The following is a 19,295-nucleotide window of genomic DNA, read 5'->3' on the forward strand; positions in this document are numbered from 1 at the left end:
TGATACGTGATTTCGGTCTACTGGAAGTTATGTCGATCCTTCAGGGCATGTGGACAACGCTCGCCCTGTCCGCCGTGGCGTTCATCGGAGGAGGGGTGTTCGGCACCCTGGTGGCTCTTGCCCGGACATCCGCATGGAAATGGCTGCGCGCGCTCGCAGGCGCCTACATCGATTTTTTCCAGGGCACGCCGATGCTGATGCAACTGTTTCTCGTCTACTACGGCTTGCCCGTGTTCGGCTACCACGTCAGCGCATGGACGGCGGTGGCAATCGGCCTGACACTCCACGCCAGCGCGTTTCTCGGCGAGATATGGAGGGGCGGCATCCAGGCGGTGCCGAAGGGACAGAGCGAGGCGGCTTCCGCGCTCGGTCTCGGATATGTCAGCAGGATGCGCGATGTCGTGTTGCCGCAAGCCGTCAAGCTTTCCTTTGCCCCGACGATCGGATTTCTCGTGCAGTTGATCAAGGGAACGTCGCTTGCCGCGATTATCGGCTTCGTCGAGCTGTCGCGCAGCGCGCAAATCGCGGCCAGCACGACATACAAGCCGCTCATTGCCTATGGCCTCGCCGCAGCGTGCTACTTTGCGATCTGCTTCCCGCTCTCGCGCCTAAGCGCTCGCTACGAACGACGGTTCGCCACGAACACCTAAATAAATCGACCGCGGCACGACGCCGCTTCCAAGGAGGAGAAAGCATGACCGAAATCAACAAGACACTTCTGAAAGGAATGAACCGACGCCTGTTTCTGGGTGCTGCGGGTGGAGCCCTGGCCCTGACGCTGATGCCATCCATCGCCGCCGCTCAGAGCGTGCAGGAGATCAAGGACCGCAAGGTTCTGAAGGCCGGGGTCCAGGTCGCACAGGTTCCCTGGGGTTACACCGATGAATCCGGCAAGCTGACCGGCTTCGATGTCGAGTTCGTGCGGCTGATCGCAAAAGAACTCGGCGTGGACGTGGAATTCGTTCCCGTCACGCCGGCCAACCGCATCGCGACGCTTCTGACGGGACAGGTCGATATGTTGGCAGCTGTCATGGGAATCTTCCCCGACCGCCAGAAGGTAGTGCTCTTTTCGCGTCCCTACTGCAACAATGACAACGTGTTCATCGGCCGGGCCGATCTCAAGGCAAGCGGTTGGGACGATCTCAACGGCGCACGCGTAGGGGTGCCGCGCGGCACTCCGCAGGACAAGGCTGTAACGACGGCAAACCCGGCGGGCGCGACGATTCAGCGCTTCGACGACGATGCCTCGACGGTTCAGGCGCTTATTTCAGGTCAGGTCGACATTATTGGAGCCGCGTTCACGCAGCTCGGCAATATCGAGAAGGTCGCAGGACCGGGCAAGTTCGAGCAGAAGTTCGTCCTGTCGCGTGTCTTCAACGGCGTGGCGGTACGGCCTCAATCGCGCGAATTCGCTGACCATTTGAACGGCGTGATCGGCAAGCTGATCGAAAGCGGCGAACTGTCTGCCCTCTACAAGCAGTGGATCGGCAAGGATATGGTCGCCGAACTGCCGACGACCGGCGAGGGCGATGCTCCCCTGCCTGTCGAGATTCCCAACTGAGCGTACCCAGTCGGACCGGCTGATGCCGGTCCGACCACCCGGCAGGAGATATAATGGCATCCGCACAAATTCACGCCCATGTCGCCGATACGCACAAGGCAAACGAAGAGCCGATCATCACGATAACCGGCCTGCAGAAATATTACGGCGCGTTCCACGCCTTGAAGAACATCAATCTCGAGGTAGCCAAAGGTGAGCGGATCGTGATCTGCGGTCCGTCGGGTTCGGGTAAATCGACGATGATCCGATGCGTCAACCGGATCGAGGAGTTTGAGGCAGGTAGCATTGTCGTCGACGGGATCTCTCTCGGCGAGAGCCTCAAGAACGTCAACGCCGTGCGTGCGGAAGTGGGGATGGTTTTCCAGCAGTTCAATCTCTTCCCCCATCTGACGGTTCTCGAGAATTGCATGCTCGCGCCGATCCGGGTCCGCAAGGTTCCTCGCAAGGACGCTGAGGCCATCGCCATGACATATCTCGAGCGTGTCCGCATTCCCGATCAGGCCAACAAATATCCGGCACAGCTGTCCGGCGGCCAACAACAACGCGTTGCGATCGCGCGTGCGCTCTGCATGACGCCAAAGGTCATGCTGTTCGATGAGCCCACTTCCGCGCTCGATCCGGAAATGGTCAAGGAAGTGCTCGACACAATGGTCAGCCTTGCACAGGAAGGCATGACGATGCTTTGCGTCACGCATGAGATGGGGTTTGCCCGGAGTGTGGCCGATCAGTTGATCTTCATGGATGGCGGCGAGATCATCGAAAAGGCGCCCCCTGAAGAGTTCTTCTCCGCTCCGAAAAGCGAGCGTACCCGAAACTTCCTTGGCCAGATTCTCAACCACTAGAGACGTCGGGTACCGTCTCGGTTTTGCGTAGCAGACGGTTCGCTCCTCCATAAGCGGGGGGCATAGGATGAACAGGCGCGGGACGACCGCACCTCCAGTCAGAATTCCAGAATTGAGAGCTTGAAGATGGACTATATACGCCTTGGCAATACCGGTCTTACGGTTTCCAGGCTCTGCCTCGGCTGCCTCGCCTATGGCACGCCGGGCGTCGGCCCACAGACGTGGTCGCTATCCGAAGAGGAATCGAGACCCTTCATCAAGAAGGCGCTGGATGCCGGGATCAATTTCTTCGACACGGCGAACACCTATTCCTTGGGCGCGAGCGAAGAGATCGTCGGGCGCGCACTCAAGGATTTCGCGCAGCGTGAGGACGTCGTCATCGCGACCAAGGTGGGCCTGCCGATGCGTTCGGCGCCGAACGGGGGAGGCCTTTCACGCAAGGCTATCATGGCGGAGGTCGATGGCAGCCTGCGGCGGCTCGGCACGGATTACATCGATCTCTACCAGATCCATCGATGGGACTACACGACGCCGATCGAGGAGACGATGGAGGCGCTGCACGACGTCGTCAAGGCGGGTAAGGCGCGCTATATCGGCGGATCTTCGATGTTCGCCTGGCAGTTCAGCAAGGCGCTCCATGTGGCGCGAATGAATGGATGGACGCCCTTCGTTTCCATGCAGAACCAGCTCAATCTGCTATATCGAGAGGAAGAGCGTGAAATGCTGCCGCTATGCGAAGACCAGAAGATCGGTGTCCTCCCGTGGAGTCCGCTCGCGCGAGGCCGCCTCTCGCGCGCGCCTGGCAATGCTGGAGACAGTGCTCGGGCCGATCAGGATAGTTATGGTAACAGCCTGTTTAAGGATTCAGTCGTAGCCGATCGGAAGGTGGTGGAAGCGGTCGGCTTGGTTGCCGAAAGGCGCGGGGTGCCGCAGGCCCAGATCGCATTGGCCTGGGTTCTTCAAAAGAAACCGGTCACTGCACCAATCGTCGGCGCCACGAAGCTGCGTCATCTCGATGATGCAGTCAACGCAATAAGTATCCAACTCGACCAGAAAGAATTAAAGGAGCTTGAAGCGGCTTATGTTCCACACAACGTGACGGCGTTTTCGTAAGGGAACGACTGGGTTCGATGCCGCGCAACGCGTTCGCGCTCATTGCCTTGCCGGGTCGGTATCAAAGACTCGCATGTACGTCTTGATTTAAATCTAGTGGCCTGTGAGTATCGATGCTGCGAAGCGGCCAAGATCGCCGTCCGCCTCGTCACCTGTCCGCGAGACGCCGATGGCACCGACAATCTCGTCGCCGGCATTTACCAGGAGGCGACCATTACGTGGCATGCCGTTTGGAATGCAAAGGAGCGAGAGCCGGTCTTGGCCTTCTACAACGTCCTGAAAGTCCTTGGCGTCGCGGCGGAAAGTATGGCTTGAGAGTCGCGAATCGCCTTGGCTGCGTTCAGTGGGAGCTAAGTTTTCTTTGTGAACATGGGTTCCATCAGGACAGTATGACGTTCATGCTTCGCAGCCAGACGAAATCGCTATCTGTGTCGGCGCGAGGCTTATATTGGCATCCCACCAGTGCGTGTTACTCGAGGACCTGGCGACCGGAGCGGCCGCCGCGGCGTTCGCAGGAACGCTTCGCGATCTGCGCACGCTCGAGAGCGGTACGATTACCATCATGCAAGGGGAGGACATGGGACAGCCCTGCCGGATCGAGGTTGAGCTTACGCCCGAGCGCGGCGCGCCGGTCCATGTGCGGGGCACGTCCTCCGTCATCAGCTGATTGTTCTACAGACGTCTTCGTCCAGGGCAAGTCGCCGCCGGTTCCGCGTGGCCTCAGCTGAGGTTTTTCGAGACCTCTGCCACCAAGACTTCCGGCCGGTCTTCTTGCATCAGATGTCCGGCTTGTGGAACGGTGATCAACGGGCGGTCGGATATCATTGCGGCGAGGGCCTTTCCCTTCTCATGGGGGATCCATTCATCTTCAAGACCCCAGAGCACAGTGACTGGGCAATCCATTCGACCGTAACGTACTTCGACTTCGTCCGTGAACCGCTGCTCCATCTGAGCGATCTGCCGGTAGAATGCAGGCCGCCCCACCGGTCCGAGCCATGGCGCGCTGTAGATCTCCAATGCTTGTTCGGACAAGGAATTATAGGCTGCCGTCTGCAAATAGGCTCGCAGCAGCGCCAGGTGCATGTAGTCCGGCATTCCCGAGAAAGCCGCCTCATGCTGCCGGACATGCTGGACGAAGGCCGATCCCCAGGGAGCGAGGGCAACGGCATCGAATATTGTGAGGGAGCGATAACGCAGACCGTTCAGATAGTAGCCGCGTAGCGCTGTGGCGCCGCCAAAATCGTGCGCCAGTACATCGGGGCGTTCAACGCCCCATTCCGCGAATAGGCATGCGAGCACCCGGTTCTGAATCCCCAAAGACACGTCCTGCCCTTCGCGCGTTTCGGATAACCCGTAGCCGACCAGATCGAAGTAATAGACGGTCCTCCGGTCGGCGAAGTGCGGCACGATCCTGCGCCAGACCTGCGATGAGAAGGGGGTTCCATGTATCGCTACCAGAGGAGGGCCACTCCCCACCTTGCCCCAACGAACGGCGTTTCCCTCAAAGCTCGTGGTATAGGGAAGGTCCAGCATGGCAGTAGCCCCATGTTCGTTGAGTGGCACATGGATTGAAGACCATGGATGGCCGTATTGCAAACGGCTAACACTGCGATCACCGACGATCTTGACCGGCTTGAGACGGACACTCATCGGAGGAACGCGCCTGCGGACATCCCGATCTTCGCGCACGTCAAACACGCCCCGAGAGACTGCGCAGCATCTTCGGCTTGCGCTGACCTCTAGTTCACGCGAGCGTGTTGGGTAAGAAAATCCAGCACGACCCGCACGCGCGATGGAAGTGGCCCCCCTTGGCCGACATAAACGGCATGGAAGGCCTCTTTGTCGCCCGGGTTGAGATGTTCAAGAACCGGTGATAACCGCCCGGCGGCAATGTCCTCGCGAACGGTGAATGAGGTGAGGCGCGCAAGGCCGACACCTGCAAGCGCAAGACGCCGCAGGCCTTCGCCGTCGCTCGCCTGCACGCGTCCTGTCGCCGGTACCACGATCGTCTTTGCATCCTCCAAGAGCGGCCAGCCATCGATAGCGCGCACATATCCGAAGCTGAGACGCGTGTGGGCGTCGAGCTCGGCGACAGAACGTGGTTCGCCGCAGCGTTCGAGATAGGCCGGCGCGGCGACGATGGTCAGGGCGGTCTCGCCGAGCTTGCGGGCGATGAGGCTTGAGCTTTTGAGCGGCCCGGCGCGGATCGCGACATCGGCGCGCTCGGCCAGCAGGTCGACGACTGCGTCGGTCTGCGTGATGTCCAATGTTACGCCCGGATGCCGCGCCAGGAAATCCGGCAGGACGGGCGCGAGGATATGATTGAAGTAGGATGCGCTTGTGTTGATCCGCACGCGGCCCATCGCCTGCTCGCCGGCGCCAGCTGCGCGCTCGGCATCTTCAATATCCGCGAGGATGCGTGTTGCGCGTTCGTAGAAGGCGCATCCTTCCGGGGTGAGCAGCAGTTGCCGTGTGGAGCGGTTGAGCAATCGCGCTCCAAGCCGCGTCTCTAGCCGTGAGATCAGTTTGCTCACCGCGGAGGGCGTCATTTTCTCCGCGCGCGCGGCCGGTGAAAATCCTCCCAGTTCGACCACGCGCACGAACACCTCCATCTCGCCGGATCTGTTCTGGTGAAGGCCCGCCATATCTCACAGGATCCTTTCGAGCGATGCGCCAGTGTTCTTCTTTGCGACGAAATCCCGTCACCTTAATCCAGGCGCCTATAGAATTAGATTCACAAATGATGTTCCAGGACGCACTCTACGTCATCGTTCCGGGCTGGTCTATCTTCTATGTGTCGAAGCATCGCGGGGCGTAAAGCCCCGGTGCCGGCATCACTGCCGCCCTTTGGAGCACTCGCTAAAAGCACGCCTTGCTCGGGGCCCAAAGCACCAGTCTCAACCCAGCCGGGGCTGGAATGCCGTTCATAAGGATCGAACATTCAATGTCCCTTCATTCCTTCACAGCCATTGCACGCTTGAGACGAATCCGGTCGGCCCTTCTAGCTGCCGCCGTGGCGCTCACTGCCACCTTGTCATCGTCGGCTACGTTTGCCGACGACCGCAGTTGGGCCACGACCTGGATGGCCAGTCCGCAACCGGTGTGGGACCGCGATTTCCCGCTCCCCACCAAGCTTCCCGCATCGGTGACGGATCAGACCTTCCGGCAAGCCGTCCGCGTCAGTGTCGGTGGGTCACGCGTGCGACTGGTCTTCTCCAATACCTATGGCGACCGTCCATTGCGGATCGGCGGCGCGAGCATCGGATTTGCGGGAGACAACGGTGCTGTCGCAGCGGGCTCACTTCGCAAGGTTACCTTCAGCGGCAAGGACGACATCGTCGTTCCGCCAGGGGCGCCCGCCATCAGCGATCCGCTGCTCCTCACTGTCGATGCACAGGCAAAGCTCGTCGTGTCGATCTACCTGCCCGACAAAACGCCCTTGACGACCTTCCATTGGGACGGTCGTCAGACGGCTTGGTTCGGCAAAGGAAATCAGACGCAATCGGAGGGCTTTGCCGCAACGGAAACGACGGACGCCCGCGTCTTTCTCAGCAAAGTTATGGTCGATACGCCGAACGAGGGCACAGTGGTCGTCATCGGGGATTCGATCACCGACGGAAACGGTGCGACGGTCGATGCAGACACGCGCTGGACAGATGTCCTCGCCAAGCGACTTACGCCGGAGCGGATCGCGGTTTTGAATGCGGGCATTTCCGGCGGACGGCTGCTTCGCGACAAGATGGGCGTGAATGTTGCCGCGCGTCTGGAACGGGACGTGTTCGCACAGCCGAAGGTGAGGGCCGCGATTCTCCTGATCGGCATCAACGATATATCCTGGCCTGGAACGGCCTTTGCTCCAGGTCAGGCGCGTCCGACTGCAAAGGAAATGATTGCCGGCTACCAGCAGATCATCGCGCTCGCGCAAGCACACAATATCCGGCTGGTCGGGGCGACCCTGACGCCGTTCAAGGGCGCGCTGTCGGGAACGCCGCTCGATGGCTACTACAAGCCCGAAAAAGATGCGCTGCGCCAAGAGATTAACCGCTGGATCAGGACGAGTGGCGCATTCGACGCTGTTGTCGATTTTGACGCGCTGTTAAGGGATCCGGCGGATCAGTCACGGATCGCCCCCGCCTTCGATTCCGGAGATCACCTGCATCCCGGCGACGCGGGCAATCGAGCGATGGCCGAGGCCGTCGACCTGGACGAATTGCTCGGACGCTAAACCTATCCGCTCATGACGAAGGAGCATGTGATGGAATATCGCTGCTTCGGTTACATCCGGCCTCAAGGGACTGGTTGTCAGCGTCGACCATCAGCGGACGTAGTCTACAAACGAAGTAACCGCGTGCAGGGCATTTGGCATTTTACGCCGCCGGTCGAGCGTCCGGCGGCCTGTCGCCTGTTCCTCTGGCATTGTCAGCGAGCGCTTCCAGCGCGGCGATATGCCCGCGACTGGGATAAGGGCGGCGCCGACACAGGTGCTGTCATTCGCATTGCTCGATATTGCTGTCAGCGGCGGTACCAGCCATTTCGGCGCCCACCATTGCGATCTTGTGCATGTCAGCATCCTTGGCGTCGAGCGCCTTGCCGTACTGCTTGATCTGGCGCGCGAGCGCTGTTGCAGCCAGTCTGCAGTTCAATTCGAGTTTCTGGTCCTTTCCCATGCCGGCAAGAACGGTACCGAGCGCACCGAGCGTCGCCTTGTCTTTCGCCTCGAAGGCGGCCAGGGATTGACCACGGATATCAATGAGTGCGTCGCGCACCGATATTTCTTCCTGCTCTTGCGCGCTTGCCGGATCGCCCGTCTCCGCGCCGGTATCATCGGCTTGCGTGGCATCTGCCGGCGCCTCGCTTGGCGTTGCGCAAGCCTCACGCTCGATCTGCAGTTTCTGTTCCGCCGCCTGCCTGGCTGCGTCCAGACCTTCCCGCATTTCCTCTGGGACAGCCGCCGCAGCGTCCGTGGTGACCGTCGTCGATGCAAGCGACTGCATGGATGCGATCACGGCCTGGCACGCAGCAGACAGGCCATCGGTTTTCACCAGCGGCTCGAATTCAGCCACGAGATCGAGGAGTTGTGTACTGTCGGCGGCACGGACCTGTTCCATCAAGGCGTCCGCCTTGTGCAACGTCTCGAGATCGACGGCGGACTGCGCCAATGTCAACGTAGGGATAAGGAACATCGCGGTTGAGAGAAAAGCCATACGAAGCATTTTGAAAACCTGAATTTCGATGGTTGGAATTGCTGCCGGGCGCAGGGGCACTGTGCGCCGCGGCCATACGGGTTGACGTCGAGGAGGCGCTATCGCGGGGGCGGCTTGGCGTCCCGCTCCTTCACGATAATGCAGGTCTGCGCCGGCGCAACGCTTTGCGGAACGCCGGTTCAGTCGCACCCGGTCAGAGATTGTTCTCGAGAACCTTTGTAAGCGCCGCGACGCGGGCGTCGATGTCATCGACATTCGTATAGGGTTTCCAGTTCACCCTCAGCGTTCCATCCGCGAAGGTGATGCCATCCGCATAGTTGGATACGGGCGCTGTGGCTTCATCGTAGGATATGACAACGGATTTCAGCTTCGCCCGAAGCGCGTCCTTGCCCATTGCATCGGACGTGATGGCCGAGAGCGCTTTGATGACAGGGTCGATGATCGGTTTGCGCAGATAATCGTCAAGCGCGTAAGAATCCGCATAGCCCTTAATCGCGAGGCTGTCAGCGTCGAGCGAAACAGCGACGGGAAAACCGGCGGCATCCTGGATCTGCTTCTCCAGCGACGGCCAGACATCCTTCGAGTATGCTGCCATTGCCCTCCGCTCCGCAAGCCCGCCTTCGCTCTGTGCCTGTGCGGCAACAGGGAGCATGAGCAGAGCCGTCGTGAGTATTACCATCCTCGGATATTTCGGCATTCCATGTCCTCACTCATTCAAATGTTGTGCCCACGTTTTCGACGCGGTGCACCCTTCAATGCGTCCCGCGATACCATCATCGTGCGATGACGATCTGCAGGACACACGCAAGCTATACGTCCGAAATCACTCGTTTATTCTCGTTTGGCGTGTTTCTGGGCCTGCGTCCTTGCGGAACTGGCGCCGACGGAAAAACCGAAACGGCTGAGCAGAAGGTTGACCACCGTCACGAGAGCCAAAATCGCTGCCATCAACCACCAATGATCCAAAATGATCGAGAGCCCTCCCATATAGTCATAAAGCGGATCGGTGATTTCCTCCCCATTGCTCGTGGCCGTCAGGATCAGGAGGAGGACCGAAACCGCCAGCAGCGCCAGGGCGAAGTTGATCAATGTAAATTGAGCAGCGATGCGCCAGGAGAACATTTTCGTCGGAAGTTCTCCCCGCCGTTTATAATGGCGATCTCCCGCGATCATCGCACATCCCCAGACCAGGATCGAATTCATCACGTGCCCCGGCATCGAAATGTTCGAAAGAAAGGAAAGCGCGATATCGATGATCAGGAAGAGGATGGTGGCGCCGATCAGCCAGCATGTGAATTGTATAAGAACCTTTCGTTCTTCTGCGCGATCAGACATTTTTGGGACCTGCCGTTTGGCGAAGAGAATCGCAATGGCGGAAGTACTGCTTGGCATTGCAGGCGAGCGTCAAGGCTTCACCGCCATGGCGATTTCCGCGTGCCCGGACGACCAGCGTCGCACCCGCCACGAACGGTCCAACGCCGATGTAGTGCCAGTCATTCTCGGTCAGGTCCGACCAGGCCAATGTGGGCTTTCCCGGAAATGTGATGCCGTCGCGGGAGAGAATCACAAATGGTGAAGCGACATGCCTCCATAGCGGCAGCACGCGTATGCAGAACAGCAGGACTGCGAAAGCGGCCAAACCGCATATCCAGTAAAATGCCTGGTCGAGCGGTTCAGCGTCACGCGCGAGAAATCGTTGAAGGGCAATCCAGCCAAGGACCAGAGCAAATCCCAAAATAATGCCAGACATGACAAGCAACTTTGGCACGGAACGAAAAATCTTTATCTCAGAGCTTTTCTGCATCTCCAACTTCCATTCTGCATCGCAATAAAGCGCTGTGTGTCAGCGCCGATTTAGGGTTTTCGGCGTGGCCGCGCTGCATTCCCTTTCTACGCGGCTGCTTGTCTCAAGGATGGATGAACGGCGCGGCCCATCATTTCGCGCGCAATGATCGCGCCCGGGCTCACCAGCCGGTCCACCATCAAGATTCCGTCCAGATGGTCGACCTCGTGCTGAACCAGCTGCGCCTGGTCGCCCGACAAGCGAGGAAAGCGGATGGGTTGACCCGTTTCATCCATGCACTCGAAGGAGATTTCCCTGTGTCGCATGACAGCAGCGCTGGCGGACGGCAAACTGAAGCAGTCGTCCCAAAGCGGAAACATGTCTTCCGAACGCCAGGTAATGATCGGATTGATCGCCAAAAACGTTCCCATCGACCCATTGAACGCAATCATGCGGTATGTGGACCCGATCTGCGGTGCGGCGAGGGCGTTGCCGAACCCAAACCGCTCCTTGAGGTGAATGAGCGTATCGAAAAGGTCCTTGGCATCGCCTTGCCAACCTTTGTTCTTCACATCGATCTCGACGGCCCGCTCACGCAGGCGTTCGTCGCCGAACAGCACAATCTCTCTGATAGCCATTATTCGTTCACCTGTTTGAAATTACTGGTTATTCTTGAATTATCATGGATGCTTTTCCATGTGAATGCAGAGCTTCTGTGTACCAGCCAGTAGTAGTTCCGGGTCATCTGCCGTGTGAGGTAGTATCGGTAAGCCGACGTCCCGATCATAAGGAGCACGGCGGTGTCCACGATATAGTACTGCGGTGTGAGCATGGTTCCGTTGAACAGGGCGTGGTGGATGAATCGGATGGCGACGCCGAGGAGGAGGGTGTAGATGACGAGGGTCCGGTAGGGCTGCCAGCCCTCGGCGACGCTCTTTCCGGTGCGCCATGCGGTCCAGCCGCCCATGATGACGGTGATGAACAGGAACTGCCAGACAGACGGCTCCTCGTAGAGAATTCCCTGCATTGTCCGTCTCCTTGTCCTAGTGCCTGCCGCCTTCGAGATAGGCCGCGCGCACTTCCGGATTGGCCAGAAGCTCCTTGCCCGAGCCGCTCATCGTCACCTTGCCGTTGACCATCACATAGGCGCGGTCCGACAGCTTGAGCGCGGCAAAGGCGTTCTGCTCCACGAGGAACACGGTCAGGCCCTCTTCCTTATTCAGCACCTTGATGGCGTCGAAGATGCCCTTGACGATCAGCGGCGCCAGGCCCAGCGACGGCTCGTCGAGAAGCAAGAGCTTGGGACGCGCCATCAGCGCGCGGCCGATCGACAGCATCTGCTGTTCGCCGCCCGAGAGCGTGCCGCCGCGCTGCGACTGGCGCTCCTTGAGGCGCGGGAAGAGCGTGAAGATCTTCTCCACGTCCTCGTCGAAATACTTCAGGTTGTCGAGGCTCGCGCCCATCTGGAGGTTTTCGTAGACGGTCATGCGCGGGAAGATGCGGCGTCCCTCCGGCGACTGCGCGATGCGGCGGCGCGCGATGAGATGCGTCGGCAGGCGGGTGATGTCCTCGCCGTCGAAGGTGATGGTGCCGTTGCGCGCCTGGGGGCTGCCGCAGATCGTCATCATCAGGGTCGACTTGCCCGCACCGTTGGCGCCGATGAGGCTGACGATCTCGCCCTTCTGCACCGTGACATCGACGCCGGCGAGCGCGCGGATGTTGCCGTAATAGGTTTCAACGCCCTGGACGCTGAGAAGCGTATCGCTCATCAGTGCGACCCTCCCGCCGTGCCCTCGATCTCCTCGATTTCCTCGATCACCTCTTCGACCTCATCATCTTCCACACCGAGATAGGCCGCGATAACCTTCGGATCGTTCTTCACATGGTCCGGCGTGCCGTCGGAGATCTTCTGCCCGTATTCGAGCACGACCACATGGTCGGAGATCTCCATGACGACCGACATGTCGTGCTCGATGAGCAGGATCGACGTGCCGCTGTCCTTGCGGATGGAGCGCAGGAGTTCGTTCAGCGCGAGCGATTCACGCGGGTTGAGGCCCGCCGCCGGCTCGTCGAGGCACAGGACCTCCGGTCCCGTGCACATGGCGCGGGCGATCTCCAGGCGCCGCTGGGCGCCGTAGGGCAGATCGCCGGCCGGGTCGTCGGCACGCGCGATGAGATCGGCCTTCTCCAGCCAGTGCCGGGCGACCTCGATGGATTCGGCGGCGGCCTTCTTGTAGCCGGGCAGGCCCAGAAGGCCGAGGACGGTATAGCCGGACGCCTTCATCAGCGTGTTGTGCTGGGCCACCAGCAGGTTCTCCAGGACGGTGAGGCCCGAGAAGAGCCGGATGTTCTGGAAGGTGCGCGCCACCTTGGCATCGCGGGTGATCTCGAAGTCGTTCAGGCGCTCCAGCAGGAACTCCTTGCCGCCCTTCTGGCGCATGGTGATCATGCCCATGGTCGGCTTGTAGAAGCCGGTCACGCAGTTGAAGACCGTGGTCTTGCCCGCGCCGTTGGGGCCGATCAGCGCGGTGATCTCGCCGCGCTGCGCCTCGAAGGAGAAGTCGTTGATGGCCATGAGGCCGCCGAAGCGCATCGAGAGATGCTCGACCTTGAGAATGGGGTCAGCCGTCATCGTGTTCGTTGTCATGGTTGCGGACACCATCAGCCGTGTCCTTCCTTGGTGAAGCTGCCGGAGACCGCCTTGCGTTCCTTCAGGAAGGCGGTCGGTTCACGGCTGCCGACGAAGCCACGCGGTTTCCAGACCATCACGATGACCATGGCGAGGCCGAAGATCAGCATGCGGTAGAGTTCCGGCGTGAAGTCGGGACCGAAAATGGCCTTGAGGAAGGTCATCTCGCGCAGCAGTTCCGTGCCGCCGACCATCACGACGGCCGCAACCGCAATACCGACGAGCGAGCCCATGCCGCCGAGGACCACGATGGCCAGGATGATCGCCGATTCCAGGAAGACGAAGCTTTCCGGCGACACGAAGCCCTGACGCACGGCGAAGAAGGAGCCGGCGAAGCCGCCGAACATCGCGCCGATGGAAAACGCCGTCAGCTTGGTCGTGACCGTGTTGATGCCGAGCGAGCGGCAGGCGATCTCGTCCTCGCGCAGGGCTTCCCAGGCGCGCCCGATCGGCATGCGGCGCAGGCGGATCGTGACATAGGCGGTGAGCAGCGCCAGCGCCAGGATGAGATAGAACAGGAAGATCTTGTAATAGGCCGACGACATCGGCAGGCCGAAGGCCTTGGCGAAGTTGTTCGGCGCGCTGACGTCGAACGACCAGATGCCGAAGACGGAGGCCTTGGGAATGCCCGAGACGCCGAACGTGCCGCGCGTCACTTCCGTCCAGTTGATCAGCACGAGGCGGATGATCTCACCGAAGGCGAGCGTGACGATGGCGAGGTAGTCGCCCTTCAGGCGCAGCACCGGAAAGCCGAGGATCATGCCCCAGAAGGCGGCCAGGATGCCGGCGAGCGGCAGCAGGATCCAGAAGGACAGCCCGAAATACTGCGACAGCAGCGCGTAGGAATAGGCGCCCACCGCATAGAAGGCGACGTAGCCGAGGTCGAGCAGGCCGGCCAGGCCCACCACGATGTTGAGGCCCCAGGCGAGCATCACGTAGATGAGGATCTGGATGCCGAAATTGTCGACCCATTTGAGCGAGCCCTGCACGCCGAACAGCATGACCATCAGCGGCGGATAGATCAGGAGCGCGACGATGGCGATCTTGCTGAAGTTGCGCTTGAAGAAGCTTTCGTCCGCCTCGGCCGGCGCCTTGGCGGCGGCCTTGCGGGCCTCCATCCACGGACGGATATAGGCGACCGTGAGGAAGCGCCCGACGGCGGCGACGGCGACGAAGATGGCAAGCAGGCCCCAGCGCTGGTTCAGCACCAGCTCGTTGCGGATGTTCTGCGTGGTCTCCAGACCGACGAAGAGCACGAACAGGCCAAGCGCCACGATACCGGCAAAAATGCCCTCGCGCAGAGCCCGCGCCGTCAGGTTACCGCCGGCGCTCTCGGGAGAGTGGGAAATGTTGGACATGGATCAAACCTTCTCGACTTCCGGTCGTCCGAGAATGCCGGACGGCTTGAAGATCAGGACGATGGCGAGGATGGAGAACGTCGCGACGTCCTTGTAGTCGATGGTGAAATAGGCCGACCACAGGCTCTCGATGAGACCGATGAGCATGCCGCCGAGAACCGCGCCCGGAAGCGAGCCGATGCCGCCCAGGACCGCGGCCGTGAAGGCCTTGACGCCCGGGATGAAGCCGTCGGTGAAGACGGTCACGCCGTAATACATCAGGTACATGGTGCCGGCGACCGCCGCCAGCGATGCGCCCATGACGAAGGTCACGGAGATCGTGCGGTCGACGTCGATGCCGAGCAGCGCCGCCATCTTGCGGTCCTGTTCGGTCGCACGCTGCGCGCGGCCGAGCGCCGTCTTGTTGACGATGTACCAGAAGGTCGTCAGCAGGATCGCCGTCAGGAGCATGATGATGATCTGCTTGAGCGAGATCGCGATGCCGAAGACATTGTAGACCGACGACACCAGCGGCGGGATCGGCTTGTTGCGAGGGCCCTGCGTGACCTGGATGAAGTTCGACAGCGCAATCGACATGCCGATCGCCGTGATCAGCGGCGCAAGGCGGAACGAACCGCGCAGCGGCCGGTACGCCATCTTCTCGATCGTCCAGTTCCAAAGCGACGCCGTCAGCATCGCGGCCACCATCATCACCAGAAGCAGCAGCACGACCGGAAGGCCGACGAACACGCTCGTCAGGATCAGGAACGTGATGAGAGCGGCAAACCCACCCAGCATGAAAATATCGCCATGGGCGAAGTTGATCATGCCGATAATGCCGTAAACCATGGTGTAGCCAATGGCTATCAAACCATAAATCGAGCCAAGAGTCAGCCCGTTAACGAGCTGCTGGACGAAATACTCCACGAGCTATTCCTCGCCTGAAGAAACGGAAGGAGCTGCCCGAGCTCTATAATCGAACTCGGGCTGAGGCGGCCTCAGTTTTCTACGAACTTTCCGTCCTCAAGCTTGTAGAACACGAAGTCCAACTTCTTGATGTCGCCCTTTTCGTCGAATGTCAGAGGGCCCAGGACCGTGTCAAACGCCATGCCTGAATGGATTTTCTCGGCAACCTTCCCGGCATCCGCCGTTCCGACCGCCGTGATCGCCTGTGCTATGACCTGCACACCGGCATAGGCATAAAACGTGTTTCCTTCCGGGTTCACGCCCTTGTCGACGAAGTGCTTGAGCACATCCTTGGCGGCCGGATTTTTGGTGGGATCGCTTCCAAAGGTGACCAAGGCGGAGCCATTCGCCTGAGGCCCGGCGATTGCCGCGAATTCCGAGCTGAAGAGACCATCGCCGCCGAGGAAAGGTGCCGACATCCCGCTTTCACGCATCTGTCGGACGATCAGCGCACCTTCGGTGTAGATGCCACCGAAATAGACGACATCGGCATTGGTTTCCCGGATCTTGGAGATCAGTGCCGAATAATCTTTCTCGCCGACGGTGATGCCTTCGTAGCCGACCTCCACGAGACCGCCGGCATTGACCCCTTTCTTGACTTCTTCGGCAATGCCGAGACCATACTGCGTCTTGTCATGAACGATGAAGAGCTTCTTGTCCTTATAGGTCTTCAGAAGGTACTCCGCAGCGACAATGCCCTGCTGATCGTCGCGCCCGCAGGTGCGGAAGACATTTGTCAATCCGCGCTCGGTGAGCATGGGATTTGTCGAGGAGGGCGAGATCATGACCGTTCCCGCCTCGGCATACACCTCCGACGCCGGAATGGACGCGCCGGAATTCTGGTGGCCGATCACGAACTTGATGCCTTCAGCCACCATACGGTTGGCAACTGAAATCGCCTGCCGCGGGTCGCCCGCATCGTCTTCAAACTGCACACGGATCTTCTCGCCGAGAACGCCGCCTTTTTCGTTGATGTCGGCAACGGCCTGATTGACCCCGTTCCGGGACTGATCGCCCAGCGCGGCGCTTCCGCCCGTCAAAGGGCCGGCAAATCCGATGATCAATTCCGCGTTTGCGGTACTGTTCAAAGCGAGCAGCACAGCGGCGGAGAGAAAGAACTTTTTCATTGGGAACCCCTCTTGTTTAGCATTTTCTGGGATAAAACGTAGTCAGCAGATCCGGAATAATCGCGCCAAAGTGCGGAATTTCATGGCTCTTACGGTGCAATCAGATGAGTGAAACGCATCGTTTGCTTCATCTGGCCTGCGGTTCGTTCGGCGGCCACGCGACGCGTCAATCGCCTGACGCAACGACGTCCGCGATTGTCTGTGCCGTGGCGCAACTCAGCGTCCAGCCGAGATGACCGTGCCCGGTGTTGTAGAAGACCTGCCTTCTTCGGCCACGCCCCACGCGCGGCATCATGTTCGGCATCATGGGTCGCAGGCCTGCCCAGGGTATGACGCTGTTGGTGGGAACGCCGGGGAAACGCCGCGCAGTCCAATCGACAAGTGGCTTGATACGGTCGCGTCTTATGTCGAGATTGTAGCCATTGAATTCGGCGGTTCCTGCAACGCGTAGCCGTGATGGTCCGAGCCGGCTGGTAACGATCTTCGCCGCCTCATCGAGCAGGCTCACCCACGGCGCGCTGCTTTGCGCCTCGGATGTGTCGAGATTGACGGTGATGGAATATCCTTTGACGGGATAGATATCGACGCTTTCGCCAGCAAGCCGGGCGAGGCGCCGGCTCTCGACGCCTGCGCAGATGACAACCCCGTCTGCGAGCAGGTCGCCAGGGTCCCGGCCAGCAGGATTGCATGTCATCAGTCTGACCCCGGATTTCATGTCCAAGGCAGTGACGTCCCGCTCATACTGGAAGGATGCGCCGAGCCTGCCGCAAGCAGCCGCAAGTCCGCGCGTAAATTTGTGAATGTCACCCGTGTAATCGGACTCGGTGTAATACCCGCCGTGAAAGTCGCCGCTCAGCGCAGGTTCCAGGAGTGATATCTCTGCCGGGCTTACACGGCGCCTTTCAAGGCCGCCCCGCGTCAGCAGTTTGTTGACGGCGGTTGCGGCAGCAAAACTGGCCGCATCGTCGTAGACATGAAGGATGCCGCGCTGAACGAGATCGAAATCAATCTGTTCAGCTTCGGCGATCTCGAACATATGCCGCCGCGCAGCCAGCGCGATCTCAACGGTTCGTACAGTATTGCTTTCATAGGCCGGTATGCTGAAGAGGAATTTAGTGAACCACCCGTATTTTTGCCAACTCGGGGACGGATTGACGAGCAGGGGAGCATCACGCCGAAGCATCCATTTCAGGCCCTTGAGGACCGTCCCGAAGTTGGTCCAGACTTCCGCGTTGCATGCAGATAACTGTCCGCCATTTGCGTAGGACGTTTCCATGCCGGCATACTTGTTTCGCTCAACGAGCGTCACGTCGAAGCCGCGTTGCAGAAGGGCATAGGCAGTCGTGACGCCGGTGATGCCGGCGCCGATTACGGCGATGTGCTTCATATTGATGTCCGTCTCGGTTAATCGGTGCAGAGTTCGTCAGCGATGCCTTTGAGGAGGACCGCGTAAGCTTCCAGCTCCTGGATGGTGATGAACTCGTCGGCGACGTGCGCCCTTTGCAGGTCACCGGGTCCGCAGACAATCGTTGGCCATCCCGCAGCCTGAAACAGCCCGGCCTCAGTGCCGCCGGAGATGGTCTTTTCGCTTACGAGCAGATTGAGCCTCTCGACGAAGGTCCGCGCGTTCGATGTTAGACTGGGCGTTAGCCCCGGTATCGCGGTGACGACGTCCACCGAAAAATCGCAAGTCGATCCTCCTTCGAACGTCGGACGCTCGCAAAGGGTCGCAGCAAACGATCTGATTTTGCTGATAAGATCGTCTGGCGAAACCGAAGGCACGGTTCGGATATCGACCGAGAAAACGGCTTCGGCCGCTACAGTGCTCGGCGCGGTCCCGGAATGGAATATCCCGCAGTTGAGTGTCGAGAATGGAGGAGAAAAGCGGCTGTCTTGTCTCTTCTTGTCGGATGCGAGGGTGTTCTGAAGGTCTCCGATATAAGCGATCGTTCGGGCGGCTGCCGTCAGCGCGCTCGCGCCGAGATCAGGCCGCGATGAGTGAACCGCTGCGCCCTTGGCCGTTATGCGAAGTTCCGTGTAGGATTTGTGCCCGAGCACAACGGATTGGCTTGTCGGCTCTCCGACGATGACAAGCGTCGGCGTCGCAAGCTTTGCTTTGAGGCGCTCGACAAGCTGTTTGCCGCCAGCGCAATCGGTCTCCTCGTCATAAGAGAAGGCCAGGTGAAGCGGTCGCCTTAGCGGCCGGCTGGCATAAGCGGGCGCTGCTGCAAGGCAGAGACTGACAAACCCGAGCATGTCCGACGTGCCTCGGCCATAAAGTGTGCCCGATCGTTCAACGACGGTCCATGGGTCGGACATCCACGTCTGACCATCGGTGGGAACCACATCGGTATGGCCGGAGAGGGCGACGCCACCGGGAACGTCGGGGCCTATCGTGGCGTAAAGGGCCGCCTTTCGTCCGCACGGCGAGGAAACGGTATGCGCCACGATCCCTGCCTCTCTTAATCGCTGCACGCAGAAATCGATTAGAGGAAGATTGGAAGAACTTGATATCGGGCGAAACGCAACGAGCCTCTGCAGTATCGATAGGCTATCGACCACGATGCTCGTCGATGCTGATCCAGTCTTCATAACCCAAGTCCCTCTGGCGACCGTCGCGGCGATGCCGTAATCGACGGATTGCAGAATATCGGGAGCTCAGTAATACTAACG

General features: G+C 60.0%; 21 protein-coding genes. 6 read left to right on the plus strand and 15 right to left on the minus strand.

The features are described from left to right. Window positions 1–2 precede the first annotated feature (2 nt). The 5 genes from K6301_RS16685 to K6301_RS16705 all read left to right on the plus strand — a co-directional run bounded on the left by K6301_RS16685 (window position 3) and on the right by K6301_RS16705 (window position 4,183). Window positions 3–650 (plus strand): amino acid ABC transporter permease, encoded by a 648-nt coding sequence (locus K6301_RS16685; RefSeq protein WP_425475441.1) that lies wholly within the window; start codon window positions 3–5, stop codon window positions 648–650. Between the two features lie 44 nt (window positions 651–694). Continuing rightward, entirely contained in the window at window positions 695–1,561 is an 867-nt protein-coding gene (locus tag K6301_RS16690; RefSeq protein ID WP_247221638.1) for a transporter substrate-binding domain-containing protein, read from the plus strand. Window positions 1,562–1,614: 53 nt separating this feature from the next. Beyond that, the gene (locus K6301_RS16695) at window positions 1,615–2,403 is read left to right on the plus strand and encodes an amino acid ABC transporter ATP-binding protein (RefSeq protein ID WP_281505895.1); all 789 of its coding nucleotides are present in this window, start codon (window positions 1,615–1,617) and stop codon (window positions 2,401–2,403) included. A gap of 126 nt (window positions 2,404–2,529) precedes the next feature. Next, complete coding sequence (locus K6301_RS16700; protein WP_247221639.1) at window positions 2,530–3,516, plus strand: aldo/keto reductase; 987 nt, start codon at window positions 2,530–2,532, stop codon at window positions 3,514–3,516. Between the two features lie 466 nt (window positions 3,517–3,982). Next, window positions 3,983–4,183: a PhzF family phenazine biosynthesis protein gene (locus tag K6301_RS16705; protein WP_247221640.1), complete on the plus strand. Its 201-nt coding sequence runs from the start codon at window positions 3,983–3,985 to the stop codon at window positions 4,181–4,183. A gap of 53 nt (window positions 4,184–4,236) precedes the next feature. Here K6301_RS16705 and K6301_RS16710 read toward each other — a convergent pair whose 3' ends face one another. Both K6301_RS16710 and K6301_RS16715 read right to left on the minus strand, forming a co-directional pair. After that, entirely contained in the window at window positions 4,237–5,049 is an 813-nt protein-coding gene (locus tag K6301_RS16710) for an alpha/beta fold hydrolase (protein ID WP_247222526.1), read from the minus strand. A 206-nt stretch (window positions 5,050–5,255) separates the two neighbouring features. Further along, the gene (locus tag K6301_RS16715) at window positions 5,256–6,161 is read right to left on the minus strand and encodes a LysR family transcriptional regulator (protein ID WP_247221641.1); all 906 of its coding nucleotides are present in this window, start codon (window positions 6,159–6,161) and stop codon (window positions 5,256–5,258) included. A gap of 299 nt (window positions 6,162–6,460) precedes the next feature. Between K6301_RS16715 and K6301_RS16720 the strand changes: the two genes are divergently transcribed. Continuing rightward, window positions 6,461–7,741: an SGNH/GDSL hydrolase family protein gene (locus K6301_RS16720; protein WP_247221642.1), complete on the plus strand. Its 1,281-nt coding sequence runs from the start codon at window positions 6,461–6,463 to the stop codon at window positions 7,739–7,741. A 262-nt stretch (window positions 7,742–8,003) separates the two neighbouring features. Here K6301_RS16720 and K6301_RS16725 read toward each other — a convergent pair whose 3' ends face one another. From K6301_RS16725 to argE, 13 genes are all read right to left on the minus strand, one after another. Further along, complete coding sequence (locus K6301_RS16725) at window positions 8,004–8,729, minus strand: hypothetical protein (protein ID WP_247221644.1); 726 nt, start codon at window positions 8,727–8,729, stop codon at window positions 8,004–8,006. A 184-nt stretch (window positions 8,730–8,913) separates the two neighbouring features. Beyond that, window positions 8,914–9,315: a hypothetical protein gene (locus tag K6301_RS16730; protein ID WP_247221645.1), complete on the minus strand. Its 402-nt coding sequence runs from the start codon at window positions 9,313–9,315 to the stop codon at window positions 8,914–8,916. Between the two features lie 236 nt (window positions 9,316–9,551). Continuing rightward, window positions 9,552–10,055 carry an ABZJ_00895 family protein gene (locus K6301_RS16735; RefSeq protein ID WP_247221646.1) on the minus strand — a complete coding sequence of 168 codons (504 nt, stop codon included), beginning with the start codon at window positions 10,053–10,055 and terminating at the stop codon, window positions 9,552–9,554. Next, window positions 10,048–10,524, minus strand: a complete 477-nt coding sequence (locus tag K6301_RS16740; RefSeq protein WP_247221647.1) for a hypothetical protein — start codon at window positions 10,522–10,524, stop codon at window positions 10,048–10,050. The genes K6301_RS16735 and K6301_RS16740 overlap by 8 nt, the downstream gene beginning before the upstream one ends. An 86-nt stretch (window positions 10,525–10,610) precedes the next feature. Beyond that, on the minus strand, window positions 10,611–11,141 hold the full coding sequence (locus tag K6301_RS16745; protein WP_247221648.1) for a peptide deformylase: 531 nt from the start codon (window positions 11,139–11,141) through the stop codon (window positions 10,611–10,613). Then, window positions 11,141–11,530, minus strand: a complete 390-nt coding sequence (locus K6301_RS16750; RefSeq protein WP_247221649.1) for a DUF6867 family protein — start codon at window positions 11,528–11,530, stop codon at window positions 11,141–11,143. The genes K6301_RS16745 and K6301_RS16750 overlap by 1 nt, the downstream gene beginning before the upstream one ends. Before the next feature lie 16 nt (window positions 11,531–11,546). After that, window positions 11,547–12,272, minus strand: coding sequence for an ABC transporter ATP-binding protein (locus K6301_RS16755; protein ID WP_370340505.1), 726 nt, complete (start codon window positions 12,270–12,272; stop codon window positions 11,547–11,549). Continuing rightward, window positions 12,272–13,165, minus strand: coding sequence for an ABC transporter ATP-binding protein (locus tag K6301_RS16760; RefSeq protein WP_247216948.1), 894 nt, complete (start codon window positions 13,163–13,165; stop codon window positions 12,272–12,274). The genes K6301_RS16755 and K6301_RS16760 overlap by 1 nt, the downstream gene beginning before the upstream one ends. Next, complete coding sequence (livM, locus tag K6301_RS16765) at window positions 13,165–14,550, minus strand: high-affinity branched-chain amino acid ABC transporter permease LivM (protein WP_247216951.1); 1,386 nt, start codon at window positions 14,548–14,550, stop codon at window positions 13,165–13,167. Before livM ends, K6301_RS16760 begins: the two co-directional genes overlap by 1 nt. Before the next feature lie 3 nt (window positions 14,551–14,553). Beyond that, the gene (locus K6301_RS16770) at window positions 14,554–15,456 is read right to left on the minus strand and encodes a branched-chain amino acid ABC transporter permease (protein WP_247216953.1); all 903 of its coding nucleotides are present in this window, start codon (window positions 15,454–15,456) and stop codon (window positions 14,554–14,556) included. A 71-nt stretch (window positions 15,457–15,527) separates the two neighbouring features. Further along, the gene (locus tag K6301_RS16775; RefSeq protein WP_247221650.1) at window positions 15,528–16,622 is read right to left on the minus strand and encodes a branched-chain amino acid ABC transporter substrate-binding protein; all 1,095 of its coding nucleotides are present in this window, start codon (window positions 16,620–16,622) and stop codon (window positions 15,528–15,530) included. 166 nt (window positions 16,623–16,788) lie between these two features. Continuing rightward, window positions 16,789–18,009: a D-amino acid dehydrogenase gene (locus K6301_RS16780; protein WP_247221652.1), complete on the minus strand. Its 1,221-nt coding sequence runs from the start codon at window positions 18,007–18,009 to the stop codon at window positions 16,789–16,791. A 17-nt stretch (window positions 18,010–18,026) separates the two neighbouring features. After that, window positions 18,027–19,214, minus strand: a complete 1,188-nt coding sequence (gene argE / locus K6301_RS16785) for an acetylornithine deacetylase (RefSeq protein WP_247221653.1) — start codon at window positions 19,212–19,214, stop codon at window positions 18,027–18,029. Window positions 19,215–19,295: the final 81 nt, after the last annotated feature.

The sequence above is a fragment of the Shinella oryzae genome, assembly GCF_023038235.1.
Taxonomy (GTDB): domain Bacteria; phylum Pseudomonadota; class Alphaproteobacteria; order Rhizobiales; family Rhizobiaceae; genus Shinella; species Shinella sumterensis.